The sequence below is a fragment of the Pantoea sp. C1E2 genome (assembly GCF_056491465.1).
In genome coordinates this window covers 497,629-520,843 of record NZ_JBSZHT010000004.1, presented here as the reverse complement: position 1 = coordinate 520,843, position 23,215 = coordinate 497,629, and the positions used below count along the sequence as shown (strand labels likewise).

At 52.5% G+C, this 23,215-nt stretch carries 23 protein-coding genes; 10 read left to right on the top strand and 13 right to left on the bottom strand.

Features of this window, described 5'->3' with window-relative positions; genetic code table 11:
• Positions 1-35: 35 nt before the first annotated feature.
• Positions 36-566 (top strand): sterol desaturase family protein, encoded by a 531-nt coding sequence (locus tag ACXI0A_RS23975; RefSeq protein WP_224932739.1) that lies wholly within the window; start codon positions 36-38, stop codon positions 564-566.
• On the opposite strand, the gene crtB is transcribed toward ACXI0A_RS23975, so the two are convergent.
• From crtB to ACXI0A_RS23950, 5 genes are read right to left on the bottom strand one after another with little or no spacing between them, the layout of a single operon-like run.
• Complete coding sequence (gene crtB / locus ACXI0A_RS23970; protein WP_224932738.1) at positions 505-1,434, bottom strand: 15-cis-phytoene synthase CrtB; 930 nt, start codon at positions 1,432-1,434, stop codon at positions 505-507. The two genes, ACXI0A_RS23975 and crtB, sit on opposite strands and share 62 nt — an antisense overlap.
• On the bottom strand, positions 1,431-2,912 hold the full coding sequence (locus tag ACXI0A_RS23965) for a phytoene desaturase family protein (protein ID WP_476146630.1): 1,482 nt from the start codon (positions 2,910-2,912) through the stop codon (positions 1,431-1,433). Before ACXI0A_RS23965 ends, crtB begins: the two co-directional genes overlap by 4 nt.
• Positions 2,912-4,078: a lycopene beta-cyclase CrtY gene (gene crtY / locus ACXI0A_RS23960; protein ID WP_476146631.1), complete on the bottom strand. Its 1,167-nt coding sequence runs from the start codon at positions 4,076-4,078 to the stop codon at positions 2,912-2,914. Before crtY ends, ACXI0A_RS23965 begins: the two co-directional genes overlap by 1 nt.
• The gene (locus tag ACXI0A_RS23955; RefSeq protein ID WP_476146633.1) at positions 4,078-5,349 is read right to left on the bottom strand and encodes a glycosyltransferase; all 1,272 of its coding nucleotides are present in this window, start codon (positions 5,347-5,349) and stop codon (positions 4,078-4,080) included. Before ACXI0A_RS23955 ends, crtY begins: the two co-directional genes overlap by 1 nt.
• A 14-nt stretch (positions 5,350-5,363) precedes the next feature.
• Positions 5,364-6,269: a polyprenyl synthetase family protein gene (locus ACXI0A_RS23950; protein ID WP_476146635.1), complete on the bottom strand. Its 906-nt coding sequence runs from the start codon at positions 6,267-6,269 to the stop codon at positions 5,364-5,366.
• 242 nt (positions 6,270-6,511) lie between these two features.
• Between ACXI0A_RS23950 and ACXI0A_RS23945 the strand changes: the two genes are divergently transcribed.
• The 5 genes from ACXI0A_RS23945 to ACXI0A_RS23925 all read left to right on the top strand — a co-directional run bounded on the left by ACXI0A_RS23945 (position 6,512) and on the right by ACXI0A_RS23925 (position 10,810).
• Complete coding sequence (locus ACXI0A_RS23945; protein ID WP_476146637.1) at positions 6,512-7,453, top strand: NAD(P)-dependent oxidoreductase; 942 nt, start codon at positions 6,512-6,514, stop codon at positions 7,451-7,453.
• Positions 7,454-7,570: 117 nt separating this feature from the next.
• Positions 7,571-8,752: an FAD-dependent oxidoreductase gene (locus ACXI0A_RS23940; RefSeq protein WP_476146638.1), complete on the top strand. Its 1,182-nt coding sequence runs from the start codon at positions 7,571-7,573 to the stop codon at positions 8,750-8,752.
• Between the two features lie 119 nt (positions 8,753-8,871).
• Positions 8,872-9,897 (top strand): Gfo/Idh/MocA family oxidoreductase, encoded by a 1,026-nt coding sequence (locus ACXI0A_RS23935; RefSeq protein WP_476146639.1) that lies wholly within the window; start codon positions 8,872-8,874, stop codon positions 9,895-9,897.
• Between the two features lie 101 nt (positions 9,898-9,998).
• Positions 9,999-10,490 carry a GNAT family N-acetyltransferase gene (locus ACXI0A_RS23930; protein WP_476146640.1) on the top strand — a complete coding sequence of 164 codons (492 nt, stop codon included), beginning with the start codon at positions 9,999-10,001 and terminating at the stop codon, positions 10,488-10,490.
• A gap of 101 nt (positions 10,491-10,591) precedes the next feature.
• Positions 10,592-10,810 (top strand): hypothetical protein, encoded by a 219-nt coding sequence (locus ACXI0A_RS23925; RefSeq protein WP_476146641.1) that lies wholly within the window; start codon positions 10,592-10,594, stop codon positions 10,808-10,810.
• A gap of 96 nt (positions 10,811-10,906) precedes the next feature.
• On the opposite strand, the gene ACXI0A_RS23920 is transcribed toward ACXI0A_RS23925, so the two are convergent.
• On the bottom strand, positions 10,907-11,677 hold the full coding sequence (locus tag ACXI0A_RS23920; protein ID WP_476146642.1) for a DeoR family transcriptional regulator: 771 nt from the start codon (positions 11,675-11,677) through the stop codon (positions 10,907-10,909).
• A 136-nt stretch (positions 11,678-11,813) separates the two neighbouring features.
• On the opposite strand from ACXI0A_RS23920, the gene ACXI0A_RS23915 reads away from it, so the two are divergent.
• Together ACXI0A_RS23915 and ACXI0A_RS23910 are read left to right on the top strand one after the other, a co-directional pair.
• Positions 11,814-12,974 carry an MFS transporter gene (locus ACXI0A_RS23915; RefSeq protein WP_476146643.1) on the top strand — a complete coding sequence of 387 codons (1,161 nt, stop codon included), beginning with the start codon at positions 11,814-11,816 and terminating at the stop codon, positions 12,972-12,974.
• Positions 12,971-13,354, top strand: a complete 384-nt coding sequence (locus tag ACXI0A_RS23910; protein WP_476146644.1) for a VOC family protein — start codon at positions 12,971-12,973, stop codon at positions 13,352-13,354. The genes ACXI0A_RS23915 and ACXI0A_RS23910 overlap by 4 nt, the downstream gene beginning before the upstream one ends.
• A gap of 165 nt (positions 13,355-13,519) precedes the next feature.
• Here the strand turns inward: ACXI0A_RS23910 and ACXI0A_RS23905 are convergent, their stop codons facing one another.
• The 6 genes from ACXI0A_RS23905 to ACXI0A_RS23880 form a co-directional block, all read right to left on the bottom strand.
• On the bottom strand, positions 13,520-14,608 hold the full coding sequence (locus tag ACXI0A_RS23905; RefSeq protein WP_224932723.1) for a mechanosensitive ion channel family protein: 1,089 nt from the start codon (positions 14,606-14,608) through the stop codon (positions 13,520-13,522).
• Positions 14,609-14,900: 292 nt separating this feature from the next.
• On the bottom strand, positions 14,901-16,409 hold the full coding sequence (proP, locus tag ACXI0A_RS23900; protein ID WP_224932722.1) for a glycine betaine/L-proline transporter ProP: 1,509 nt from the start codon (positions 16,407-16,409) through the stop codon (positions 14,901-14,903).
• Between the two features lie 302 nt (positions 16,410-16,711).
• Positions 16,712-17,356, bottom strand: a complete 645-nt coding sequence (locus tag ACXI0A_RS23895) for a Qnr family pentapeptide repeat protein (RefSeq protein WP_476146646.1) — start codon at positions 17,354-17,356, stop codon at positions 16,712-16,714.
• Positions 17,357-17,532: 176 nt separating this feature from the next.
• On the bottom strand, positions 17,533-18,015 hold the full coding sequence (locus ACXI0A_RS23890) for a glutathione peroxidase (RefSeq protein WP_476146647.1): 483 nt from the start codon (positions 18,013-18,015) through the stop codon (positions 17,533-17,535).
• Positions 18,016-18,099: 84 nt separating this feature from the next.
• The gene (locus tag ACXI0A_RS23885) at positions 18,100-18,330 is read right to left on the bottom strand and encodes a hypothetical protein (protein ID WP_224932719.1); all 231 of its coding nucleotides are present in this window, start codon (positions 18,328-18,330) and stop codon (positions 18,100-18,102) included.
• 4 nt (positions 18,331-18,334) lie between these two features.
• Positions 18,335-19,135: a YggS family pyridoxal phosphate-dependent enzyme gene (locus tag ACXI0A_RS23880; protein ID WP_476146648.1), complete on the bottom strand. Its 801-nt coding sequence runs from the start codon at positions 19,133-19,135 to the stop codon at positions 18,335-18,337.
• A gap of 70 nt (positions 19,136-19,205) precedes the next feature.
• Between ACXI0A_RS23880 and ptsJ the strand changes: the two genes are divergently transcribed.
• Together ptsJ and ACXI0A_RS23870 are read left to right on the top strand one after the other, a co-directional pair.
• Positions 19,206-20,534, top strand: a complete 1,329-nt coding sequence (gene ptsJ / locus ACXI0A_RS23875) for a MocR-like B6 salvage transcription factor PtsJ (protein WP_476146649.1) — start codon at positions 19,206-19,208, stop codon at positions 20,532-20,534.
• A gap of 34 nt (positions 20,535-20,568) precedes the next feature.
• Positions 20,569-21,288: a glutamine amidotransferase-related protein gene (locus tag ACXI0A_RS23870; protein WP_476146650.1), complete on the top strand. Its 720-nt coding sequence runs from the start codon at positions 20,569-20,571 to the stop codon at positions 21,286-21,288.
• A 165-nt stretch (positions 21,289-21,453) separates the two neighbouring features.
• On the opposite strand, the gene pckA is transcribed toward ACXI0A_RS23870, so the two are convergent.
• Positions 21,454-23,073: a phosphoenolpyruvate carboxykinase (ATP) gene (pckA, locus tag ACXI0A_RS23865; RefSeq protein WP_476146651.1), complete on the bottom strand. Its 1,620-nt coding sequence runs from the start codon at positions 23,071-23,073 to the stop codon at positions 21,454-21,456.
• Positions 23,074-23,215: the final 142 nt, after the last annotated feature.

Sequence of the window (23,215 nt, the reverse complement as noted above, 5' to 3'; positions counted from 1 at the left end):
CTTTAAAGCCTCCTTTCAACACAAATGGACGCACGATGCATTGGTTATGGAATACGCTGATTTTGCTGGCGTCAGTGGTGGTGATGGAAGTGGTGGCGGCGCTGTCGCATAAGTACATCATGCACAGTTGGGGCTGGGGCTGGCATTTGTCACACCATGAACCGCACGACGGTAAGTTTGAACTAAACGATCTCTATGCCGTGGTGTTTATGTTCATGGCGATTGCGCTGATTTACATCGGTGTAAACGGCTATTGGCCGCTACAGTGGATTGGCGCGGGCGTGACCTTGTACGGCGCACTCTATTTTATGGTGCACGATGGCCTGGTGCATCAGCGCTGGCCGTTCCGCTACATTCCGCGGAAAGGTTACCTTAAGCGCCTGTATATGGCGCACCGCATGCATCATGCGGTGCGGGGGCGCGAGGGGTGCGTCTCATTCGGCTTTCTCTATGCGCCGCCGTTGCATAAGTTGCAGGCGGCGCTTAGACAGCGCCACAAGTCTGTTAACGCGGACGCTGCCACAACCCCTCAGGACGTGACTCCGGACGAGTCAGCCGAGAAGTAAGCGCCAGTCCGGCACCTTTCACCAGCAGCGTCAGTTTTTCGCCGCTGCTGGTGCGTTGTCGCGTGTCCCAGGCGTGTTCACCCGCATGTTGCACCTTCACACCGATTTCACGATAGACGCCGCGCGCGGTGGCAATAGCCCACGCGGAGCGCAGCGGCAACCCAGGTAAACCAGAGCGTGCCGAGTGATAATAGGGTTCCGCCTCGCTCACCAGTCGCGCCGCCAGAGGCGCCAGGACGGCGCGATGTTGCGGATCGGCCAGGTTCTGGCCAGTTAAGCCCGCTTCATCCAGCCAGCTTTGCGGCAGGTAACAGCGTCCATTCTGCGCATCCTCAACGATATCACGCGCAATGTTGGTGAGCTGGAAGGCCAGCCCCAAATCGCAGGCGCGGTCCAGCACCGCTTCATCGCGAACTCCCATTACGCGGGCCATCATCAGGCCGACTACTCCCGCAACGTGATAGCAATAACGTAGGGTATCCTCGAACGTTACGTAGCGCGCCTCACGCGCATCCATCGCAAAGCCCTCCAGATGATCGAACGCCAGTTGGGGAGGTAACTGGTGGATCAAGGCCACTTCCTGGAACGCCTTAAAGGCCGGCTCATCCATGTGCGCACCGCTGTAGGCGCGGCGAGTTTCAATTTGCAGATGCAGCATGCGTGCTTCGGCATCTTCCACAACATGCTGTGTACCGCCTTCGCCCAGCGTTTGTCCGTCAATCACATCGTCACAGTGACGACACCACGCATACAACATCAGTGTGCTGCGGCGCGTGGGCGCATCGAATAATTTCGCGGCGGTGGCAAAGCTTTTCGAGCCGACCGCCATGGTCTGAGTCACTTGCTCAAGCAAGGGTTGGCGATTCATCCAGCAAGATCCTCCTTCATCAACTGCGCAGTAGCTTTCGCCGAGCCAATCACACCAGGTACGCCGGCGCCAGGGTGCGTGCCCGCGCCGACCAGATAGAGATTAGCAATATCTGCATCGCGGTTATGCGGGCGGAACCACGCGCTCTGCGTCAAAATCGGTTCCAGCGAAAACGCTGAACCCTGATGGGCGTGCAGCGTGTCGCGAAAATCAAACGGCGTAAACATGCGGTGCGTCACCAGTTGCTGACGTAGTCCCGGCATATAGTGCTCCTCCAGATAAGCAAAAATGCGATCGCGTAAACGCGGTCCTTCCTGTTGCCAGTCGATCGCCGCCGTGCCGAGATGCGGCACCGGTGCCAATACGTAAAAACTGCCACAGCCTGCCGGAGCCAGTGAGGGATCGCTGGAGCAGGGCGCATGCAGATAAAGCGAAAAATCGTCTGAAAGCTGGTCGCTATTGAAAATCTCGTCAATCAGTTCGCGATAGCGCGGGCCAAAACACACGGTGTGATGCGCCAACTGTGAATGCGGATGATTCAGACCGAAGTAAAGTACAAATAACGAGTTACTCATGCGTTTACGTTTCAGCGTGGCGGCGCGTTTACCGGCGGCGGGGTGCCCACGCAGCAACCGATCATAGGTATGCACCACATCAGCATTCGATGCCACGGCTTTAGCCGCAAAATGGCGACCGTCTTTCAGCTGCACTGCACTGATCCGATTGCCCTGCGTCTCAAGCTGGCTTACTTCAGCGTTAAGTAGCAGTTCGCCACCGAGGTCGGTAAACAGCTTTGCCATACCCTGCACCAGTGCGCCGGTACCGCCACGCGGAAACCATACGCCCCATTCGCGTTCCAGTGCATGAATCAAGGTATAAATCGAAGACGTTGCAAAAGGATTACCGCCAACCAGCAGCGAGTGAAAAGAGAATGCCTGGCGCAGGTGATCGTCCTGTATAAATTTCGCCACCATACTGTAAACGCTGCGCCAGGCCTGCAATCGGCCGAGCTGAGGCCCGGCGCGCAGCATGTCACGGAAATGCAAAAAAGGCACAGTGCCCAGTTTCAGGTAGCCCTCTTTAAACACCTCGCGTGAGTAGGCGAGGAACTGGCGATAACCTGCCACATCGGCCGGATTGAAGGCGGCAATCTGCTGCTCCAGTAGCGGTTGATTGTTGTCATAGTTTAGCTGCTTACCGTCCTCCCAGCACAAACGATAGAAGGGCGTAACCGGCATCAACTCGACATAATCGCTGAGTGATTTTCCGGCCAGCGTAAACAGCTCTTCAATCGCCGTGGGATCGGTGATCACCGTTGGCCCGGCATCAAAAGTAAAGCCCTGTTCCTGCCAGACATAGGCGCGTCCGCCGGGTTTATCGCGCTGCTCAAGTAGCGTGGTGGGAATACCTGCCGCCTGTAGCCGAATAGCCAGCGCCAGGCCGCCAAAACCGGCGCCAATCACATAGGTGCGTGTCATTATTTCTTCCCTGGTTTAGAAGAGGTCATCATCAGTGCGCGTACCGCTTCGCCGATCGGCACCGGCGGTTTGCCACATAAAATGCGCGCTTTGTCGCTGAGGCGGAGTTGCCCGGCGTAAAAGCGGCTGATTAATTCGGCATCGAGCCGGTAAAAGCGCTGCATCACACGCCAGCGCTGCTCCGGGCGTCCAGCCAGAAACAGCATCCGGTTGAGAAGACGGAAAAAACGCTGCGTTCGCCATTGCTCGCGCGCAAATTGTTCGATGGCGTGACTGAGCGTTGCCGCATCACAGGGCAGTAACCGGGCGACTCGCTCCGCCAGCGCCATGGCCGTGGGCAATGAGTAGCCGGTGGTGGCGTGAAACAAGCCTGCGCGTAACCCGCTGCACGGCTGACCACGCTGTTGCTGCCAGAAAGCATCAATATCGCCACTGAGCGTAATGGGTAGTGAACCTTGTTCCTCACGCACTAGAAGACTCAATGGCCAGTGGTGCGCTTTGGCGTAGTCGGCGATATTCTGCCGCGCGGTGTGCTCTGCCAGCGTGGGCTGATTGATGTAGTGTGTATCTTCAATTAAAAGACGATCCGCACTCAACGGTAAGGTGTAAACAAAACGGTAGCCTTGCTGCTGATCGACGGTGGCATCCATCAAGATTGGCTGCGTTAAACCGTGAGGCTTAGCCAGATGCCACTCCTGACCGACAAAGGCCTGATAGCCGAGTTGCAGATGCGGCGTGTGTTGCAGGCCACGACCGTCAATCACCACTGCAGCATGCAGCACGCGATCGTCTGCAAGGGTGACCTGTGTGGGTCGCACCTCATTCACCGGGGTATCGATCCACAGATCTTCCGTCATGACCTCATAAAGCCGTTGGGCAAAATCCGCAGAGGTGATTGAGCAATATTCCCCGCTGAGATTTCGGCGCAGTGCGGGGAAACGCACCTGATAACCCGGCCAGCGATAGGCAATCAACGGTTGTAACCAGTGAAGCTGTTCAGGGCTGAGATCGTCCTGATGGAAGGACCAGGTATGATTGCCTGCCGGATGCGTGTGGCTTTCCAGTAAAAGAATACGCAACTGCGGCTGGCTTTGACGTAGCTTCAATGCAATCAGTCCGTTAGCCAATCCAGCGCCCACTAAAATCACGTCATATTGTTCGGGCATCAGGTCGCCTCCGCCAGCACAACGCGTTGCTGGCCTAATGCCTGCTCCACAATGTCTGCGGCGCGCTCGCAACCACCGGCGCGCTGAAGCTGCGCCTGAATCGGCGAGATCCGCAGCCGATAGCCCTCATCCGCCAGAAGTTGCTGCAGGTGCAGCTCCAGTTGATGCACGCGGCTAAAGCGAGATGCGCGATGCCCGACGCCGTGCCAGGCAATACGTGACGCCACGCCGGGCTGGTCAAAAGCCAGCGGCAGCGCCAGCATCGGGGTGCCCCATTCCAGTGATTCTAATGTGCTGTTGAGTCCGGCATGAGTGATGAACAGTTGCGCATGTTGCAGCGCGGCCTGCTGATCAAGAAAATCGGTTACCCACGCGGCACCGGCGCGCTCCAGCTGGTGCACCTGATCGGCGTCCAGGCCGCCACAATGGGCGATGACTAACGAGAGTTGCTGATTGCGGCAAGCTTGCGCGAGATGCAGGAACAAGCGAAAACGATGGCCTTGCAAGGTACCAAAAGAGGCATAAACCACCGGCTGTCGCAACTCAGGCCAGGGGGCCGTGGCTGCGCGGGGCGGTTTTGATGCGCGCAGCAGTCCAACGGAATGAAAACAGTTGGGCAGATGCTGGCGCGTAAAATCAAATGCTGGAACGAGCTGGCTAATCTGCGCCAGCGGTGACAAACACTGATGCAGACTGTGGCGATCGGGCAATCCCCATTTTTGCGCATGGTGACTGATCACCGCGCCATGGCGCTGCATCAGACGATCATAAATATCCTGGCTGGCCTGAAAACGTTGCAGTGCTTTATCATCCTGGCCGAAACGAAACGGCATCACCGCCAGGGGAATGCCAGGTTCGCGATTGACCGGTAATGCACAGGCCACTGACACAAAGGGCAGTTGCAACGCTTCGGCCACTAATCCGCCTGCCGCCTCCATTTGATCGGCGATCACACCATCGACTTGCAACGAGGTTAAGCGCGCTGGCAGTTCACGACACAGCATATCGGTACTGTCCGCGATATCACCGATTACACGCCATAGAGAGAGTGGCGAGGCCAGATGCTGTAATACACGCGCTAAAGAGCCGGGCGGATGGGTGCGCTCACCGACAGTGCTGAAACCTACGCATCCATCGCTAAGCAGGTGGCGTGCATCGTCCTGTTGGACAAAGGTAATGCGGTGGCCACGCGCAATCAGCGTCTGCGACAACGCCTGCAGCGCGTGGAAGTGGCTGTACAGTGGTGGCGCAATCACGGCAAAGTGCCCCATTGGCAGCGCCGCGATCAGTGAAACATCGCCAGCTGTTGATTAAACAGGGCGTGCATATATTGGCGGGTAGCAATACCACGATGGCAGACGCAGGCAAGATGCGCATCCGCACTGCGCAAATGGTCACGCAAGCGGCGTTTAGCCCCTTCAGAACCGAGCATCTGTACCAGCGTCGATTTTCCCTGATCCTGATTGATGTCCTTACCGGTGTGTTTACTGCCATCTGCGAGATCGTCGAGCAACTGGAAAGCCTGACCCAAATCCTGCGCGAAGTAGCTGAGTTTCTGGCGCATAGCGGGGGTTGCTTCCGCGGCAATCGCCGCCATTTGCAAGGTGGCTCGGAACAGCACGCTGGTTTTGAGTTCATTAGTGAGTGCCACGGCTTCCGGACTACGCGATTGCGTGCCCTGGTGCAGATCCTGGAATTGGCCCTGCACCAAACCTTGTAAACCCACGGCAGAAGAGAGTTCGGCAATCGCCTCTGATTTCTGCAGGTCGGCTAAACCTGGCGCAACGGCGATCACTTCAAAGGCGCGGCTCAGCAGGGCAATCGCTGCCAGAATCGCCACGCTTTCGCCAAATTCGCGATGTACCGTTGGGCGACCGCGTCGCATCTGAGCATTATCCATGCAGGGAATATCATCGAGGATCAGCGACGCGGCATGCACCATTTCAACTGCGCAGGCGAGATCAAGAATGCCATGTTGCGATGCATTACAGCCCATATCCCGCGCAGCCAACAACAGCAGCAGCGGACGGATGCGTTTACCCGGCGCCAGCGCACCGGCGCGCATTGCGGCACGAACCTGATCGGTCGGCTGGCCCGCAGGCAGCAATTGCTCAAAATGCGCCTGCAATAATTGCTGCAAAGAGTGAAGTTCGTGTTCCTGGCTTGCTGTGATGTCGACATGGGCGGTCATAGCGGCTTTCCATGGTAAGTTGAATTGTTATGGTTTTTTTATTAACCGTAGACTGCGTAAGGTGAGTTCGCCAGCGTGCTCAACGCATTACGGTAAAGACAGATCCGAAATGACAACCGAATTATCTATCGAGATTCATCTCACTTTCCCCGTGATCTTATTAGCGAAAAAAGTAACAGGGGTGCCGTAACATAAATTCATCCGGTAGTCTGGAACGACATGCACATCCATTCGGGAAAATAATGATGTCTTCGCAACCCCATATTCTGATTATCCAGCCACTGATGCCGCAGCTGGACGAAAAACTCTCGCAACATTTTCATTGCCACCGTTTATATGATGAGCAGGACACTGCGCTATTTCTTCAGCGCCAGGGCAAAGAGATTCAGGGCATCGTGACGCGCGGTGACGTGGGTGTAGAAACGTCGATTCTGGAACAGTTGCCTGCCTGTAAAGCCATTGCGGTGTTTGGTGTGGGAACCGATCGTATCGATCTGAATTACACGGCTAAACATGATATTCAGGTCAGCATCACCAGCGATATTCTCACCGATGATGTCGCCGATTTAGCCATGACGCTGACATTAGCCTTTTCACGCAACCTGGTGGCCAATCATCAGTTCGCCCGCTCTGGGGCGTGGGAAAACACCGGCACTTCGCTTTCCAGTAAAGCCAGCGGGAAACGCATGGGCATCGCGGGCTTGGGTGCGATTGGTCAGGCGATTGCCCATCGTGCTGAGGCATTCGGTATGGAGATAGCTTATACCGCGCGTAGTCAAAAAGATGTGCCTTACCAACGCTGTGAGAACATTGAACAGCTGGCGGCATTCAGCGATTTCCTGGTGCTGGCGCTGCCAGGTAGTCCAGAGAATATCCAGCTGGTGGACGCAAAAGTGCTGGCGGCGTTGGGGAAATCGGGTGTGCTGATCAACATTGCACGCGGCACGGTCGTGAATGAAAGCGATCTCATCCAGGCATTGCAGCAGGGTGTGATAAAAGGCGCCGCGCTGGATGTTTTCCCGCAAGAACCGGTTATTCATCCTGCGCTGCGTGAATTAGATAATGTGTTATTAACCCCACATATTGCGAGTGCCACTCATGAAACCCGTGAAGGCATGGCAAATAATGTGCTGGAGAATTTGCTGGCCTATTTCTCAAATGGGAAAATGCTGACGACGGTATAAACTTATTCTCTGGCGTCAGAGGATTTTCTTATATCCTGCGCAATAAGCATTATATAGCGATTGCAATCTCTGCAGGTGAACGTTGTTATGATAGGGCTATTCATTCAGGAGCCATTCATGACAACTCAAAAGATTGCGATAGTGGGCGGCGGCGTCATCGGTTTAGCGGTGGCGCGCGCATTAGCTTTGCAGGGCGTACAGGTTACGATTTTTGAACAGCAGCATATTGGTGCTGGCACCAGCAGCACCACTTTCGCCTGGGTCAATTCCAACGGTAAACAACCCCTCAGTTATCACCAGCTCAATGCCCTCTCAATGGAAGAACACACTCGTTTGCAGCTCTCGCAAACCAATGGTCTGCGCTGGCTGGAAACCTGTGGCACCTGGGAGTGGGCGGCAGAAGGTGAGGCGCAGCAGAGGCTGCTACAACGCGCTACCTCACTGCAATCGCTGGGTTATCCCGCACATGAAGTGACACCGGATGCGCTGCAGCGTGAAGTGCCGGATCTGCGTTCACAGGCGGTAAGTGGAAGCGTTTGGCATTTCCCAACGGAATCGGTATTGCATCCGGCGCTGTACATGTCACGACTCTGGTCTGAAGCGCGTGCCAATGGGGCGATATTGCATCAACAACATGCGATTGAACGTCTTAGCGAACAAGCTGATGGCGTCACGCTGCATCTGGTAAACGGCGAGAAGTGGCAGGGCGATCGGGTGGTGATTGCCACCGGCCGCTGGGCGAATCAACTGCTTAACACCCTCAATGTTGATCTGGCGCTACTTGATACCAGCAAACCCAACGCGGTGGCCTGTAGCTTCCTCGCGCGCACTGCGCCACAGCCGCTGTCGCTGGCGGCTAATCTGATTTCGCCACAGCTTAATGTGCGCCCGGATGGCGGCGGGAGATTGCTGTTACAAGCACTGGAACTGGACGATCTTGCCGATCCTGCCTCGCCACCTGCCTTACACGGAGATATTGCGCAGCAGTTCCTCGAACGATATCACGCGTTGTTTGCCGGTGCTGGCGAATTGCAAATTGAGAACATTGTAATCGGGCAACGTGCACGGCCAGCAGACGGACTGCCCGCTATTGGTTTTGTCACGCCTCACCAGCGTGTTTATGTGGCAGTGACGCACAGCGGGATCACGCTGTCACCGTTGATAGGCAAGCTGGTAGCGCAGGAACTGGTGCATGAGCAGAGTAGCGATCTGCTGGCAGATTTCCGTCCTCAGCGTTTACTGGGCAAAAGCCTCAGTGATTTTGCACCCATAAAGCGCAATTTTCCTGCGGCACAATAAAGCCATTTTTCCTAAAAATGATATTTTTGTGCCATATTTGCTGGTGAGAGCCGTTTTAGTTGTTGCAATTATGTTATTACTGATTGCCTTACGACTTTTATCTATCACAAGGAGGCAGCATGAAAATCGGTATCGTGGGCTATGGAACGGGCGGAAAACATTTCCACGCGCCATTTATCAATGCGGCTGAAGGCGTGGAGTTAGCCGGCATCGTGGCGCGTGCGCCAGCAACTATCGCACGAGCGAAAGCGGATTTTCCCGACATCCCGATTTATGCCAGTTTAACCGAAATGCTGGCGGCAGGTGTGGAGGCGGTGACTATTACCACGCCACCGCAAACGCGACGAGAGTTGGTGCTGGAAGCGATTGCAGCCGGTGTGGCCGTTATTGCGGATAAACCCTTTGCGCCCGATGCGAAAACGGGCCGCGAACTGGCTGCAGCCGCAAAAGCAAAAGGGGTGGTGCTGAGCGTTTATCACAATCGACGTTTTGACCATGATGTACGCACGCTGAAAAAACTCATCGAGCAAAATCGTGTAGGGAAAGTGTGGCGATTGCACAACCGCATGGATTTTGACGATGCCAATACCCTTGAAGGGGGCGAAACCGGCGGTCTGTTGCGAGATTTAGGCAGTCATATTGTCGATCAGGCGTTGTTCCTGTTGGGGCCGGTAAAGTCGGTTTATGCGCAACTGGATATCATCGATCTGCCGGAAGGTCCGACCGACGCCAGTTTTGTGCTGACGCTTAAGCACCACAACGGAACCACGTCTTATCTCTCTGCCACCAAACTGAATCGCTTTGTTTGCCGTGAGTTTCGTGTGTATGGCGATGCCGGTAGCTTTGTTTCACAAGGTACGGATGTGCAGGCGCAGGCCATTTTTGCGGGCCAGCGCCCGGCGGACGATCGGGATGCATGGGGCTATGAGCAGCCTGAGCACTGGGGCACGCTCAATACGCCGCAAGGCTCAGAACGAGTGCCTTCCGAACAGGGCGCCTATCACGCTTATTACGAAGCCTTTACTCAAGCGGTGCGTGATGGCAGCGAACCTCCGGTGACGCCAGAGCAGGCGATTGAAGTCCTGGCGGTACTGGATGCTGCGTTTATTAGCGCACGTGAAAACCGGGTAGTGGAAGTTATTTAAAACAGTCGCGCTGCTGCGAAGCAGCGCTCTATTCTCTCAACCTTTCCCCATGACACCCTGCTAAAATGGCGTCCACGAGATGTTATGTTTAGAGGTCTGTTGTGTCGAATTTGATGTTCCGTAGTGCCACCTTAGCCGATGTTGATCGCTGCTATGCCATTGAAATTGATGCCTACGAAGGCGATGAGGCTGCCACGCGCGAAAAAATCGCGACCCGTATCGCGCAGTATCCGCAGGGGTTTATGTGTCTGGAAAGCGAGAGTCAGGTCATTGGCTTTATCAACGCGGGTTGTGCCTGGGACGTGGTGATGTCAGATGAGGAGTTCAAGGAGTTAATCGGGCATGACCCTGCTGCACCCAACGTGGTGATAATGTCAGTGGTGCTCGATCCGGCATATCAGGGTAAAGGTTACAGTACGCTGATGATGCAACAGTTCATCACTATCATGAAGCAAATGGATAAGCAGACCATTCATTTGATGTGCAAAACCCATCATGTTGATCTGTATAAAAAGTTTGGCTATCAGTACATCAAACCTTCGGCGTCCGATCATGGCGGTATGGCGTGGCACGAGATGCTGATGATGCTGTGATTATTTTTTAACCAAAAATAATTCATCACCTGATCGGGATCAAAAAATTTCGCTGAAAACTGCTCAACCATGTCAGTGAAATCACATGTAACGAGGAGGTTATGATGCGTACTTCACTGATGACCTTGCCGGAGGTGGCGCGCTATCTTGGCGTACCCTCCGCCACCTTAGCCTGTGCGATTTGCAATCGTGGCACGCTAGACAAAGTCCCACTGCCCGCCGCGGTCGACGACACCGCGCCTTTATCCTGCCGCTGCTGGACACCACAGGATGTCCGCCAGTTTCGGCTTGCGATGATGCAGGCGCGGCGTGGGCACTAAAGAATAACTGACGGCTTAGGGTCGTCAGTTTTTTGTTGCCCAGTTAGCACTTTTGCTCTGTAACAAGCCCCAGCATTTGCCCCGTTTTCCGAAGTATTAAACCGTCAAAATAGTCATATTCTCTGCCGCAAACGCGCTGTAAAAGTCTTTGTTGATGTTCTCTTCAACCACCAGGATGTCTATCTCTTCGCAGCTCGCCACCGAGAATCTCGCCACCCCTGGAATTTTTTCTGCAGTCAAACCGACAATAATCTGGCTACTTTGCGCTATGGCGGCTTTCTTAAACTCACAGTCATCGAAGTTGAAACCCGTCAAACCCGCCTCAGCGCTCATGGCACATCCACCAATAAATGCCTGATCAAACAGAATGTTTTTTAGTTGCTCTATGGCTGTATTCCCCACGCAACCGCCACTGTTTTTTTGCATGCGGCCACCCAGCATGATCACTTCAATCTGTGCATGCTTTAACAGTGCCGCGGCGATATCCGGGGCATTGGTGACCACAGTGAGACTGAGCGTTTCAGGCAATGCCATTGCCATGGCCAGATTGGTGCTTCCAGCATCAATTAAAATGCAGCTTTCACTTTTTACCAGGCTGGCGCACTTCTGCGCGATGATGTCTTTTGTTGATAGATTATGCTCTTTTCGCAAGGCCAAATTGCCAGCGTCGGGAAGCTGCAACACCGCCCCGCCATAGACCTTTTTACAGACCCCTTCTTTGCTCAGTTCATGAAGATCACGCCGTACAGTATGCTCTGATACGCCCATTTGTTGGGCAAGTTCAGTACATACAACCCGGCCCTGGTCGCGCAAAATTTGTCGAATCAGATCTTGTCGCTGGTCAGGGAAAGCAGCATAATCGAGCAAGTGATACCTCTTAAATAATCATAATCGAGCTTGATTGAGCATGCTCGCGCATGATGCACAGGTTGTCAATGGCTGCTGATGGGTCTGGACATGCGCTCAGCAAAATTAAGATCCCGCTTTCAACACGAGGAACGAAATGGTTCAACTCCCTATAATCTCTTCCAGCCTGGCGACCCGGCTCACTTTTTTCATTGCTGGATTTGTAACGGCAACCTGGGCCGTAATCGTGCCCTATGCGCGTGCCAATACTGGAGTGAATGAGGCTACCCTCGGCACATTATTATTATGTCTTGGCGTTGGTGCGCTAATCGCCATGCCGCTAACCGGTTCGCTGACCACCCGGTTTGGCTGCCGCCGGGTCATCGTCGCGGCACTTGCGCTGGTTATGCTCAGCACGCCTCTATTGGCAGCGATCTCTCACCCGGTATTGCTGGGTCTTGTGCTGCTAGTATTTGGTATCGGCGTAGGTGTGACGGACTGCGCGATGAACATTCAGGCAATCCTTGTAGAGAAAGCCTCACCGGCTCCGCTGATGTCCGGTTTTCACGGCATGTACAGTTTCGGAGGCATCGCAGGCGCGGGTCTGATGACTTTGCTACTAACGTTAGGCATCAACGTCATTGTCGCCACGATGCTGATTACGCTCACTGTGATTGTGTTAACCGCGCTGAGTTATCCCGGACTTTTAACCTATGCGAATCCCCGGGAAGGGGCTGCTTTCGCTATGCCACGCGGCATCGTCCTATTACTGGGGATGGTCTGCTTTTCCGTATTTCTTACAGAAGGGACGGTACTGGACTGGAGTGCGGTTTACCTGACGCAGGTCAGAGATATGCCCGAAACGCTGGGTGGCCTTGGGTACACATGCTTTGCCGTAGCGATGACGGCTGCCAGGATGACGGGCGACCGTGTTGTGGCAAATCTTGGCAGGTTGACGGTAGTGGTTGGCGGGGCGCTCACGGCAGCCGCCGGGCTGGCGTTGGTCATCTTCATCGCTTCCTGGCCTCTGTCATTGATTGGATACATCCTGATCGGGGCTGGTTGTGCGAATATCGTCCCCGTCATGTTCTCTGCCGTAGGCCAGCAAAGCGTGATGCCACAGTCTGTTGCTGTTCCGGCAATGACCACCATGGGGTATCTCGGCGTGTTGAGTGGTCCGGCGGTGATTGGATACGTCGCTCACTTCAGCTCACTCACTTTGGCTTTCTCATTCATCATGGCGCTGATGGTGTTTGTTGGCGCGGTCTCATTCACTCTAAATCTTGACCAAAGAAATTCTGCGAGGAACAACGCATGAAAATTGCCCATGTCGCTTTATGGACCTATCAACTCGAAGCACAAAAACAATTCTGGCAGGAATTTTTTGGTGGGATGGCGAATGAACTTTATATCAGTAAAAACCGCCCTGGTTTTCGTTCCTACTTTGTCAGTTTAACTGAAGGGCCAACGATTGAATTAATGAGCCTTGAAGGATTGAATAAAGGAGACAACGGAAAAGAACTGACGGGATGGGCTCATATTGCCATAACCCTTGGTAGCCGCCAGCATGTCGATGAGATGCTCGTAAAGGCTGCTGAGACTGATATTTTAGTCAGCCCGGCTCGCGTAACGGGCGATGGGTATTATGAGGCGATTATTCGAGATCCTGATGGGAACCTGATTGAGATCGTGGCTTGACGCGAGGTGGCTTAGTGTCTGTCGCGGTTCTTTTGATAGCAATAAGCATTGATTGATGTCGCTATCAGATTCAGAGCGAAGAGTGGAAGGACAGATTAAATTGCCTTTAAAGCACTTAACTAATCTGTCCTTTCTACCTTATAGCGCCAGAAAAGCAGGAGCGGCCTAAGAGTGACATTTCGTGTTATTAGATTCTGCAGGTTCGGTCAGGGTCGCACGCACTTTAGGAAGACTCTGCGGATAATTCTGTTGAATAAACTCAATCATCTTCTCGCGCACGTAGCAGCGCAAATCCCATGCCGTCGGGGAGTTCTGCGCGGTCATCAATAAACGAATCGTCATGGTTTTATCAGTGGTATCTGTCACCTGGAGCACTTGTGTCTGCTGATCCCAAAGTTTGGTTTCACTCAGGACTTTTTCAAAATGTTGACGCAGCGGTTCGAGTGGCATTGAGTAATCGAGATAAAGAAATACTGAACCTAATATTTGGGCATTATTGCGCGTCCAGTTCTGGAAGGCGTTCTCGGTAAAATAGGTAATCGGCAGCACCAGTCTGCGCAGGTCCCAGATACGCACCACAACATAGGTCAGGTTAATCTCCTCAATCCAACCCCATTCATTTTCAACCACAACCGCATCATCAATTTTGATCGGTTGTGTGAACGCGATCTGAATGCCGGCAAACAAATTAACCAGTGATTTTTGCAGCGCAAAACCAATGATGATGCCTGCTACCCCGGCGCCGGCGAGGATGGTCGTGCCGAATTTTCTCACGCCGGGAATACTGATAAGAATCAGAGAAAGGCAGAATGACACAAGGAGGACAATCGCGACTTTTTTGACATAGATAATCTGGGTCCGAATCTTCCTGGCGCGCAGGTTATTCGACAGATTAATGTCATAACGAATAAACAGCATGTCCTGTGCGACATTGGTCAATCTAATTAAGATCGAGCACAATGACAGTATTATAAAGACATTCAGCGTGGGGGTAATGAACGAAAGTGAATCAGGGTGAATATTAACATAATCGGCTCCGACATTGATTAACATCAGTGGAATGAACAGAAACATTGAACCACGTAGATGTTTTTCAAGTGATTTGAATAATTTTCTGTCGCGATTCTGCCAGTAACGTATAAATCGCAGCAGTAAGAATCGAGCCAGAAAACCCGCCACAAGCGAAAGGGTGACAAGTACCACAGCAGGCACCCATAATGGAGCGTCAGATAACTCATCAAATATCGATGGCATTATTTTCCCTTATTTTCAGCTGACAATCACCCGTTGTCAGGTAAATGAAACATTCAGTAACCGTGTCTGCCCGGTCATCTGTATATATTGCGTTCACTATAAATTATTGATTCACTGCCCATCAATTATCTTGATAAGGATATATTAAACATCATTTGTAAATTTAAATTTAACGTATATTTAAAACCAACATGCTGAAAGTATAGACGATTATGAGTGTTCTGCTTCAGATAGCGGGTAGGGCGATGAGTGCATTAAGAGAAAACCGCTGCCCTGAGGCAGCGGTTATTATTTATTGCGTTATTTCCGGGTGCTGAGCAACTAAATTGCGGCGTTTATTCTTCAACTCCTCAATTTGTTCATCAATATCCTCGATGCGCTGCTCGATGCCATCATGATGCTCCTGCAGCAACTCTTTAGCTTCCTCAAGCGAGGAGGCCGCAGGGGTATCGCCATAGAGCGGTTTGTTAGCGGTTTCTCTCACGGTAAAACCGGTCACCACGCCAATCGCACCCACCGCCATCAAATACCACGCGGGCATATAAAGGTTGCCCGTCACTTCCACTAACCAGGCCGTGAGGGTAGGGGTGATACCCGCAACCAAAATGGAGATGTTATACGTACTGGCCAAAGCGCTGTAACGCACTTCTGTCGGGAATAAGGCAGGAAGGGTGGAAGCCATTACGCCAATCAGGCAGTTGAGGATGACTGCCTGAATCAATAGTCCAAAGAAGAGCGCGACTAAACTGTGATGGGTAATCAACATGAAGGATGGAATGGATAACAGCACCATTGCCACGCTACCGATAATGATGAACGGACGGCGTCCAAATTTATCACTGAGCAATCCCATAACCGGTTGCACAAACAGCATCGCCAGCATGATAACGACAATGATCAAAACACCACGGTCTTCTGAATAGTGCAGATTGTGGGTCAGATAGCTCGGCACGTAAGTCAGCAGCATGTAGTAAGCCACGTTGGTGGTGATAACGATGCCGATGCAGGAGATCAGATTTCGCCAGTGCTTACGTGCGATCTCTTTGAAAGGTACGGAAGGGCCTTCGCTAAGACCTTGTTTGGAACCTTCTTCCAGTGAATCCACATGCTTCTGGAATGCCGGAGTTTCTTCGAGCGCATGACGCAGGTAGAGGCCGACTAAGCCCAGCGGCAAAGCCATAAAGAAGGGAATGCGCCAGCCCCAGTCATTGAAGGTTTCCTGGCCAAGGATCGTGGTGAGCAGCACAACGACTCCAGCGCCACAGACGAAGCCAACCAGCGAGCCGAAATCGAGCCAGCTACCTAAAAATCCGCGTTTACGGTCGGGTGAGTACTCCGCAACAAAGATGGAAGCGCCGGTATATTCTCCTCCCACCGAAAATCCTTGCACCATTTTCGCAATCAGCAGCAAGACCGGTGCCCAGAAGCCGATGGTGGCATAGGACGGAATGAGTCCTATGCTGAAGGTGCTGAAGGTCATCAATATGATGGTGATGGCGAGTATTTTCTGGCGGCCATATTTATCACCCAGAACACCAAAAAACATTCCTCCTAACGGACGAATAATGAACGGAACAGAAAATGTGCCCAGAGCAGCAATGATCTGAATACCGGGCGAGGCACCCGGGAAAAACACCTTACCTAATACGGCCGCGACATAACCGTAGACCCCAAAATCGAACCACTCCATGGCATTACCCAGAGCGGCGGCGGTAATCGCCTTCTTCAGACGCGCATCATCAATGATTGTCACGTCCTTCAGCCGCATCGGCTTAACCTTTTTACGTCTTATACTAAGCATTGCCCTTCCCTTAAAATCAAACACTTCTGGTTATAACAAACCGTAAATTGTTATGGAGAATCCAGCTGATAACTGCTGATTCAGATACAGCATAGACATAAATTTACAATTTGCCGGGCGAGTCTCTGATTTAGATGCCTTTTTTACAGGTGGGACTTTTTAAGGTAAGGGCAGGTATACGGAGATCGAGCGCGATTGACTCAATATTAGCGCTACCGAAAAAGGATGTTTATTGCCTGGCCAGGCTTCATTCACTCCGATCCTGCGATAACTTCTAAGGAGCATTTAAGTCATAGGGCTGATTAATTAACAACCGATATGCCAAGATGCTGCAGTATCAATGAGGCCTGGTAGTTGTCCAGCTTCACACCCTGCATATCAACTTCACGCACATCTATTTCACCTAGCTCCGAGTTAGTCAGATCGCAATAAGTGAAATTGGCAGAAGGCCAGTCAAATGAAGAAAACTCTCCGCCGGAGAGATCTGAACCACTGAATGTTGCGCCCAGAATATGAGTGCCAATCCAGCGGTTATCCCAGAGTTCACACTTCTCTAAAACCACCTTCGATAAATTGGCGTAGCTGAGGTTGGTTTTGGTGATGTATGCGCTACAGAACCAGGTGCGGGTTGTAATCATGTTCATAAAGCTGGCACCGCGAAAATCCGCCCCCTGAGCCATACAGCTGCGAATTTCGATACCCAGAGCACTGATGTTTCTGAAATCTGCCATAGACAGATCGCAACTATTGAAGATGGCATCTTTCAGCGTGGCGCGGCTGAAATTACATCCTTTCTGGTTTTCACGATCGTAAAAAGTGCAGCCGGTAAACTCAGTACCGCTAAGGTCACAAGCAGAAAAGTCACAGTTCAAAAAGGTACTGTTTTCAACTCTCTCGCCGGTGAACCGATTTTTGCCAATTTTCTCGCCAACCAAAGTTAGGGTCATGAAACTGAGCCTGTTTTTTTATACAGTGGTCGGGATGTTAAACTGATCTATAGCCGCGCGTCAAACGACATAATCTGACTCACCGGCAGCAAAACTAGAATTGACTGCGCTGAAAGAAGTAGGGAACGATATTATTCAGATTAAACTCTTTCAGCGTGAATGACGCTCAGGAATAATTAGATTTCAAGTGCCGCAATAATCTCAGGCTCCATTTTCTCTGGCGTGGTCATCGGTGCAAAACGCTTAATTGGTTTGCCGTCACGTCCAATAAGAAACTTGGTGAAATTCCACTTGATTCGCCCACCCAGCACGCCGGGCAATTCGTCTTTAAGGTAACCAAACACCGGGTGCGTAGCGGCTCCATTAACCTCCACTTTCTCGAACATCGGGAAGCTCACACCATAGTTGATGTGGCAGGTTTGCGAAATCTCATCGGCGCTTCCGGGTTCCTGCTTACCAAATTGGTTGCAAGGGAAACCCAGCACCATCAGACCCTGGGCAGCGTACTTTTTATAGAGCGCTTCAAGGCCTGCGTATTGTGGCGTGAAGCCACAATGGCTGGCGGTATTCACTATCAAAACCAGCTTGCCAGCGTAGTCGGCCATTGAGACAAGCTGGCCGCTCAAACTGGTGGCGGTAAGTTGGTGAAAGACTGTCATGTTGGCTTCCTTAAGCAGAAAACAGTTCGACGTCGACATTACCACGTTGCTTGAAGGCACAGCGCAAACATTGTCGCGATAGATTTATGCCTGGCGGAAAAGCTTTTCACTACTAATAACTTTTATACCCGCAGGGCTACTCTCAAGAATGCGTTTTTCCTGATCCGAAACCCATCTGACAGTAGACCATCCCTCTTCGGCAGACAGTGCGTTCTGAATTTTTGTGATAAGTGCTTCGGCCTGATGACTTTCGCAGTCAAGATTACCGATTAGGTTTTCATTGAGGTATACGCTGAGGCGGTGTGTAGCGATCATTGCCTTAATCTCCTGTCGGCCAGAAGTGATCATCAGGGAGCGTGCGGGCACCAAAAATGGCCTGACCTACGCGCACCACATTGGCGCCTTCTTCGATAGCGATTTCGAAGTCACCTGACATCCCCATCGACAGCTGCAAATTGCCATACACTTCCGCCAGCCGATCGCGTAGCGTCCTTAATCGGATGAAGCAGGCCCGCACGCGGTCGGCATCCGAGCTGAACTCTGCTAGCGTCATCAGCCCCTTAACATGCAGATTTTTAAGCGGACATAGCTGCGCCATAAAGTCCGCCACCTGTTCAGGAACCAAACCATATTTGCTTGGTTCAGCAGAGGTATTCACCTGCACAAAAACCTCCAGCGTGCGGCCTTCCAGCTGTAAACGTCGGTCAAGTATTTTTGCCGTGATAAGTGAATCCAGAGCCTGAAACTCACTGGCAAATTTGGCAACCAGTTTGGCTTTGTTCGACTGAAGATGCCCAATCACAGACCATTTCAGGTCGGTCAGATCGGACATGGACTGCGATTTACCCCAAGCCTCCTGCACTTTATTTTCACCCAGTAGCTTACATCCTGCCTGGTGAGCCAGCCGGATGTGGTTTTCATCCATGGTTTTACTCACCGGAAGCAGGCGAACGTCAGACGCGTTACGCCCCGCGCGCAGGCAGGCAGCATTGATACGCGATTGAACGTCTGCCAGGTTGTCGATGAAATCCTGAACGCTCTCAGCGCGTGGCCAGCGATTGTGCATGTCGTGGCGGGGCTGAGTGTCAGGATTTGAGATGTTCGATTCGGTGTTTTTCATGGGCGTATAGACAGGGGCTCTGCAGTGAATTAACATTGACCTAGGCTAAACTTTTATTTGTACCAGATCAATGAAGATAAATGGCAAAACAGCGGGTGATCTTTTCGATCAGATCCGCGCAATGATTCAGTCCGGTGAACTTGTTCCCGGCACAATGCTTCCCACACTGCGTGATTTAGCCGGTGAGCTGGGCATTAATCGCAATACGGTTGCACTGGCATACAAGCGTCTGACGGATGCAGGTTTTGTCTTATCGAGAGGCAGAAACGGCACCATTGTGCGTGAACCCATCGCGGCGATTGATATCGAAGGTAGCGCACCGGGTCTGGCGATACGCGATTTAGCCAGCGGCAATCCTGCGACTTCGGTTTTACCTGCAGTTTGCCAGCTTGTTGTGCATATCCGTAACACGCCAGGGTTATATGGCGAGTCCGAAATCCGTCCTGAACTTGCCGCAGCGGGTCTCAAATGGCTGCAGCCCGATCTCAACACTCCCTTTGATTTAAATCTGACTCACGGTGCGGTTGATGCTGTTGAAAGAGTTCTGGCGAGTTACCTGATCGCGGGCGATCGTGTGGCGGTTGAAGACCCCTGCTTCCTCAGCAGCATTAGCACGCTGCGGCACAACCGTCTTCAGGCTGCGCCTGTCGCCATGGATGCGGAAGGAATGCAGATTGAGGCGCTGTCACGCCAACTGTCTGCAGGGGTTCAGGCGGTGATCATTACCCCCCGCGCCCAAAATCCAACCGGCTTTGGCCTCAGTGCGGGACGAGCCGAGGGCATACGTACGCTGCTGGCAAGCTATCCGCAGGTTCTGGTGATCGTGGATGACCATTTTTCGCTGCTTTCAACACAGGATTATCACCACATTGTTCCGTCAAACACCCGTAACTGGGTGCTTATCCGCTCTCTGTCCAAGTTTCTGGGGCCTGATTTGCGTATGGCCTTTGTGGCTAGCGATGAAGAAACGTCACAGCGTCTGCGTCAGCGCCTGAATGCCGGGACTAACTGGGTCAGCCATATTCTGCAGGATATGGCTGCGGGCCATATGCGTTCGCCTGACTTTCAGCAATCCATTCTGGCCGCACGCGGGCGCTATTTGAGCCAACGAGAGTTGCTGGTTAGCGCGTTGAAACAGCACGCCGTCACCGTTTCAGAACATCACGATGGCTTAAACGTGTGGGTTCCTTTACCACACAATAGTGCGGCAACGGTGATGCAGATGGCGCAACGGGGCTGGCTGGTTCGGGGCGGAGAAGGATTCATGCTGGACAGTAAAAGTTCAGGGCTTCGGATCACCGTCTCTGAGCTTGAGGCACCGGAAACAGAGTTAATCGCTAAATCCCTCGCCGGGATTCTGTCACAGCAGCGTCAGATTCAGGCTACCAATAAGGCCTGAACAGGCCAGTACATCACTCATGGAGTTCTCAGCAATGCGCGTACATTTCATCGTACATGAAGATTTTGAAGCACCTGGCGCTTACGAAACCTGGGCCATCAATCACGGTCATGATGTGTCTTACTCGCGCGTTTATGCAGGCGACAGGCTGCCAGCAGACGCGGAAGGTATCGATTTTCTGATTGTGATGGGAGGACCACAGGATCCCTCCACCACACTTGAAGAGTGCCAGCACTTTGATGCGAAAGGTGAACAGGCGCTGATTGCTTCAGCGGTTCAAACCGGTAAAGCCGTTATCGGTATCTGCCTGGGATCACAGCTGATCGGTGAAGCGCTGGGCGCGCCATTCGCACACAGTCCTGAAAAGGAGATTGGCAAATTCCCGATCTCGCTGACGGAAGAGGGCCTTAAGGACGAAATGTTCTCTCACTTCGCCAGCACGCTTGAAGTTGGGCACTGGCATAACGATATGCCGGGATTGACGGCAGATGCAAAAATCATCGCTTACAGCGAAGGTTGCCCGCGCCAAATCGTGGCGTATTCAGATCGCGTATATGGTTTCCAGTGCCATATGGAATTAACGCTGGAAGTTGTAGAACTGCTGATCGCCCATTCAGAGAAAGATTTGAGCCGCGCCGCTGAATACCGCTTCGTCAACACGCCAGAAGAACTTCGTGCACACGATTACAGCGAGATGAATCAGGTGTTGTTTGGCTTTTTAGACAAATTAGAAGCTCGATATCAATCCGCATAAGAGTTGATAATGCCAGGCTAACTGAGTCTGGCCTTCTCTCTGAACTTATAATCAGTAACGCTGCCCGGCGGTTTCGCGCGGGCAGCGTCATTTCAGGCAGATATCAGTGCTTGATTAGCGGCGATGGAGTGCCATTAAATTGCACCCTGCTAAACCTTAGCGAAATTACAACTGCGGCCCTGCCTGTGCAATGCGCGCACCGGCTTCGTTGTTGCTGTACTGTTTGAAGTTATTGATAAACAGTTGTGCCAGTTTCTCGGCCGCTTCCTGCCACTCTGACGGTGATGCCCAGCCGTTACGCGGATCGAGTGTATTCACGTCCACGCCAGCAATCTCCTGAGGAATGGCGAGGCTAAAGATCGGCAGTGTTTCTTCACGCATTGCGCCCGTTTCTCCTTCCAGAATAGCGTTGACGATCTGGCGCGTATCTTTCAGCGACAAACGTTGGCCTGCACCGTTCCAGCCGGTATTCACCAGCCACACTTCAGCACCACTTTGTGCAACTTTCTCCTGTAACACGTCGGCGTACTGCGTTGGGTGCAGCATCAGGAAAGCCGCGCCATAGCAGGCTGAGAACGTCGGCGTTGGGGCAGTAATTCCGCGCTCGGTGCCCGCCAGCTTGGAGGTGAAGCCAGACAGGAAGTGATATTGCATCTGCTCTGGCGTCAAACGTGAAACAGGTGGAAGCACCCCGAATCCGTCCGCAGCAAGGAAGATGATGCGTGAAGGATGACCAGCACGAGACACTGGCTGCACGATATTCTCAATGTGCGACAGCGGATAGGAGACACGGGTGTTCTCAGTTTTGCTGCCATCGGCATAATCCACGCTGCCATCTTCAAGGACAACAACGTTTTCCAGCAGCGCGTTACGGCGGATGGCACCATAAATTTCCGGCTCAGATTCTGCTTTCAGATTGATGGTCTTGGCATAGCAGCCGCCTTCAAAATTGAAGACACCGTCTGCATCCCAACCGTGCTCATCATCGCCAATCAGCTGGCGGCGTGGATCGGTTGAGAGGGTGGTTTTACCGGTGCCCGAGAGGCCAAAGAACAACGCCACGTCGTTTTTTTCACCGCGGTTGGCTGAGCAGTGCATTGACGCAATACCTTTCAGCGGCAGCAGGTAGTTCATCACTGAGAACATCCCTTTTTTCATCTCGCCGCCGTACCAGGTCCCGCCAATCAGCTGGATATTCTCTGTCAGGTTGAAGGCAACAAAGTTCTCTGAGTTTAACCCTTGCTCCTGCCACTGCGGATTCACGCAACCGGCACCGTTGATCACCGTGAAGTCTGGGGTGAAGCTTGCCAGCTCTTCAGTGGTCGGTGCGATAAACATGTTTTTGACAAAGTGCGCCTGCCAGGCCACCTCAGTAACAAAACGCACTGCCAGACGGGTATCGGCGCTGGCGCCACACCAGGCATCAACGATATACAGTGATTGGCCCGACAGGTGATCGGCAACCAGACTTTTCAGGTGTGCCCACACTTCAGTGGACATCGGTTTATTATCGTTACGCCCCAGGCCAGCATCTGACCACCAAAGGGTATCGCGCGTCACATCGTCGCGAACGATGTACTTATCGCGTGGAGAACGGCCAGTAAACTCTCCGGTATCAACCGTCACTGCACCAGACGTCGTCAACATTCCGCGCGCCGGCCCTTTGAGTTCGGCTGACGTTTCATGCTCGAACAGTAATTCGTAATTCGGGTTGTAGACGATCTCGCTGACATCGTTGATGCCAAGGCTTGAGAGGTGTTGCATGACAGATTTAATTGCGCTCATAAAATACCCTGACTCATTGGATGATTGGCGAGACGGCAAAGGCCGACCCGAGTAGGGGATGGATAGTAGCACTGGCTTTTTGATGCAGAAATTGCATATAAATCATTTGTCATGTAAAAAATGCATAGAAATGGGGGCTGTA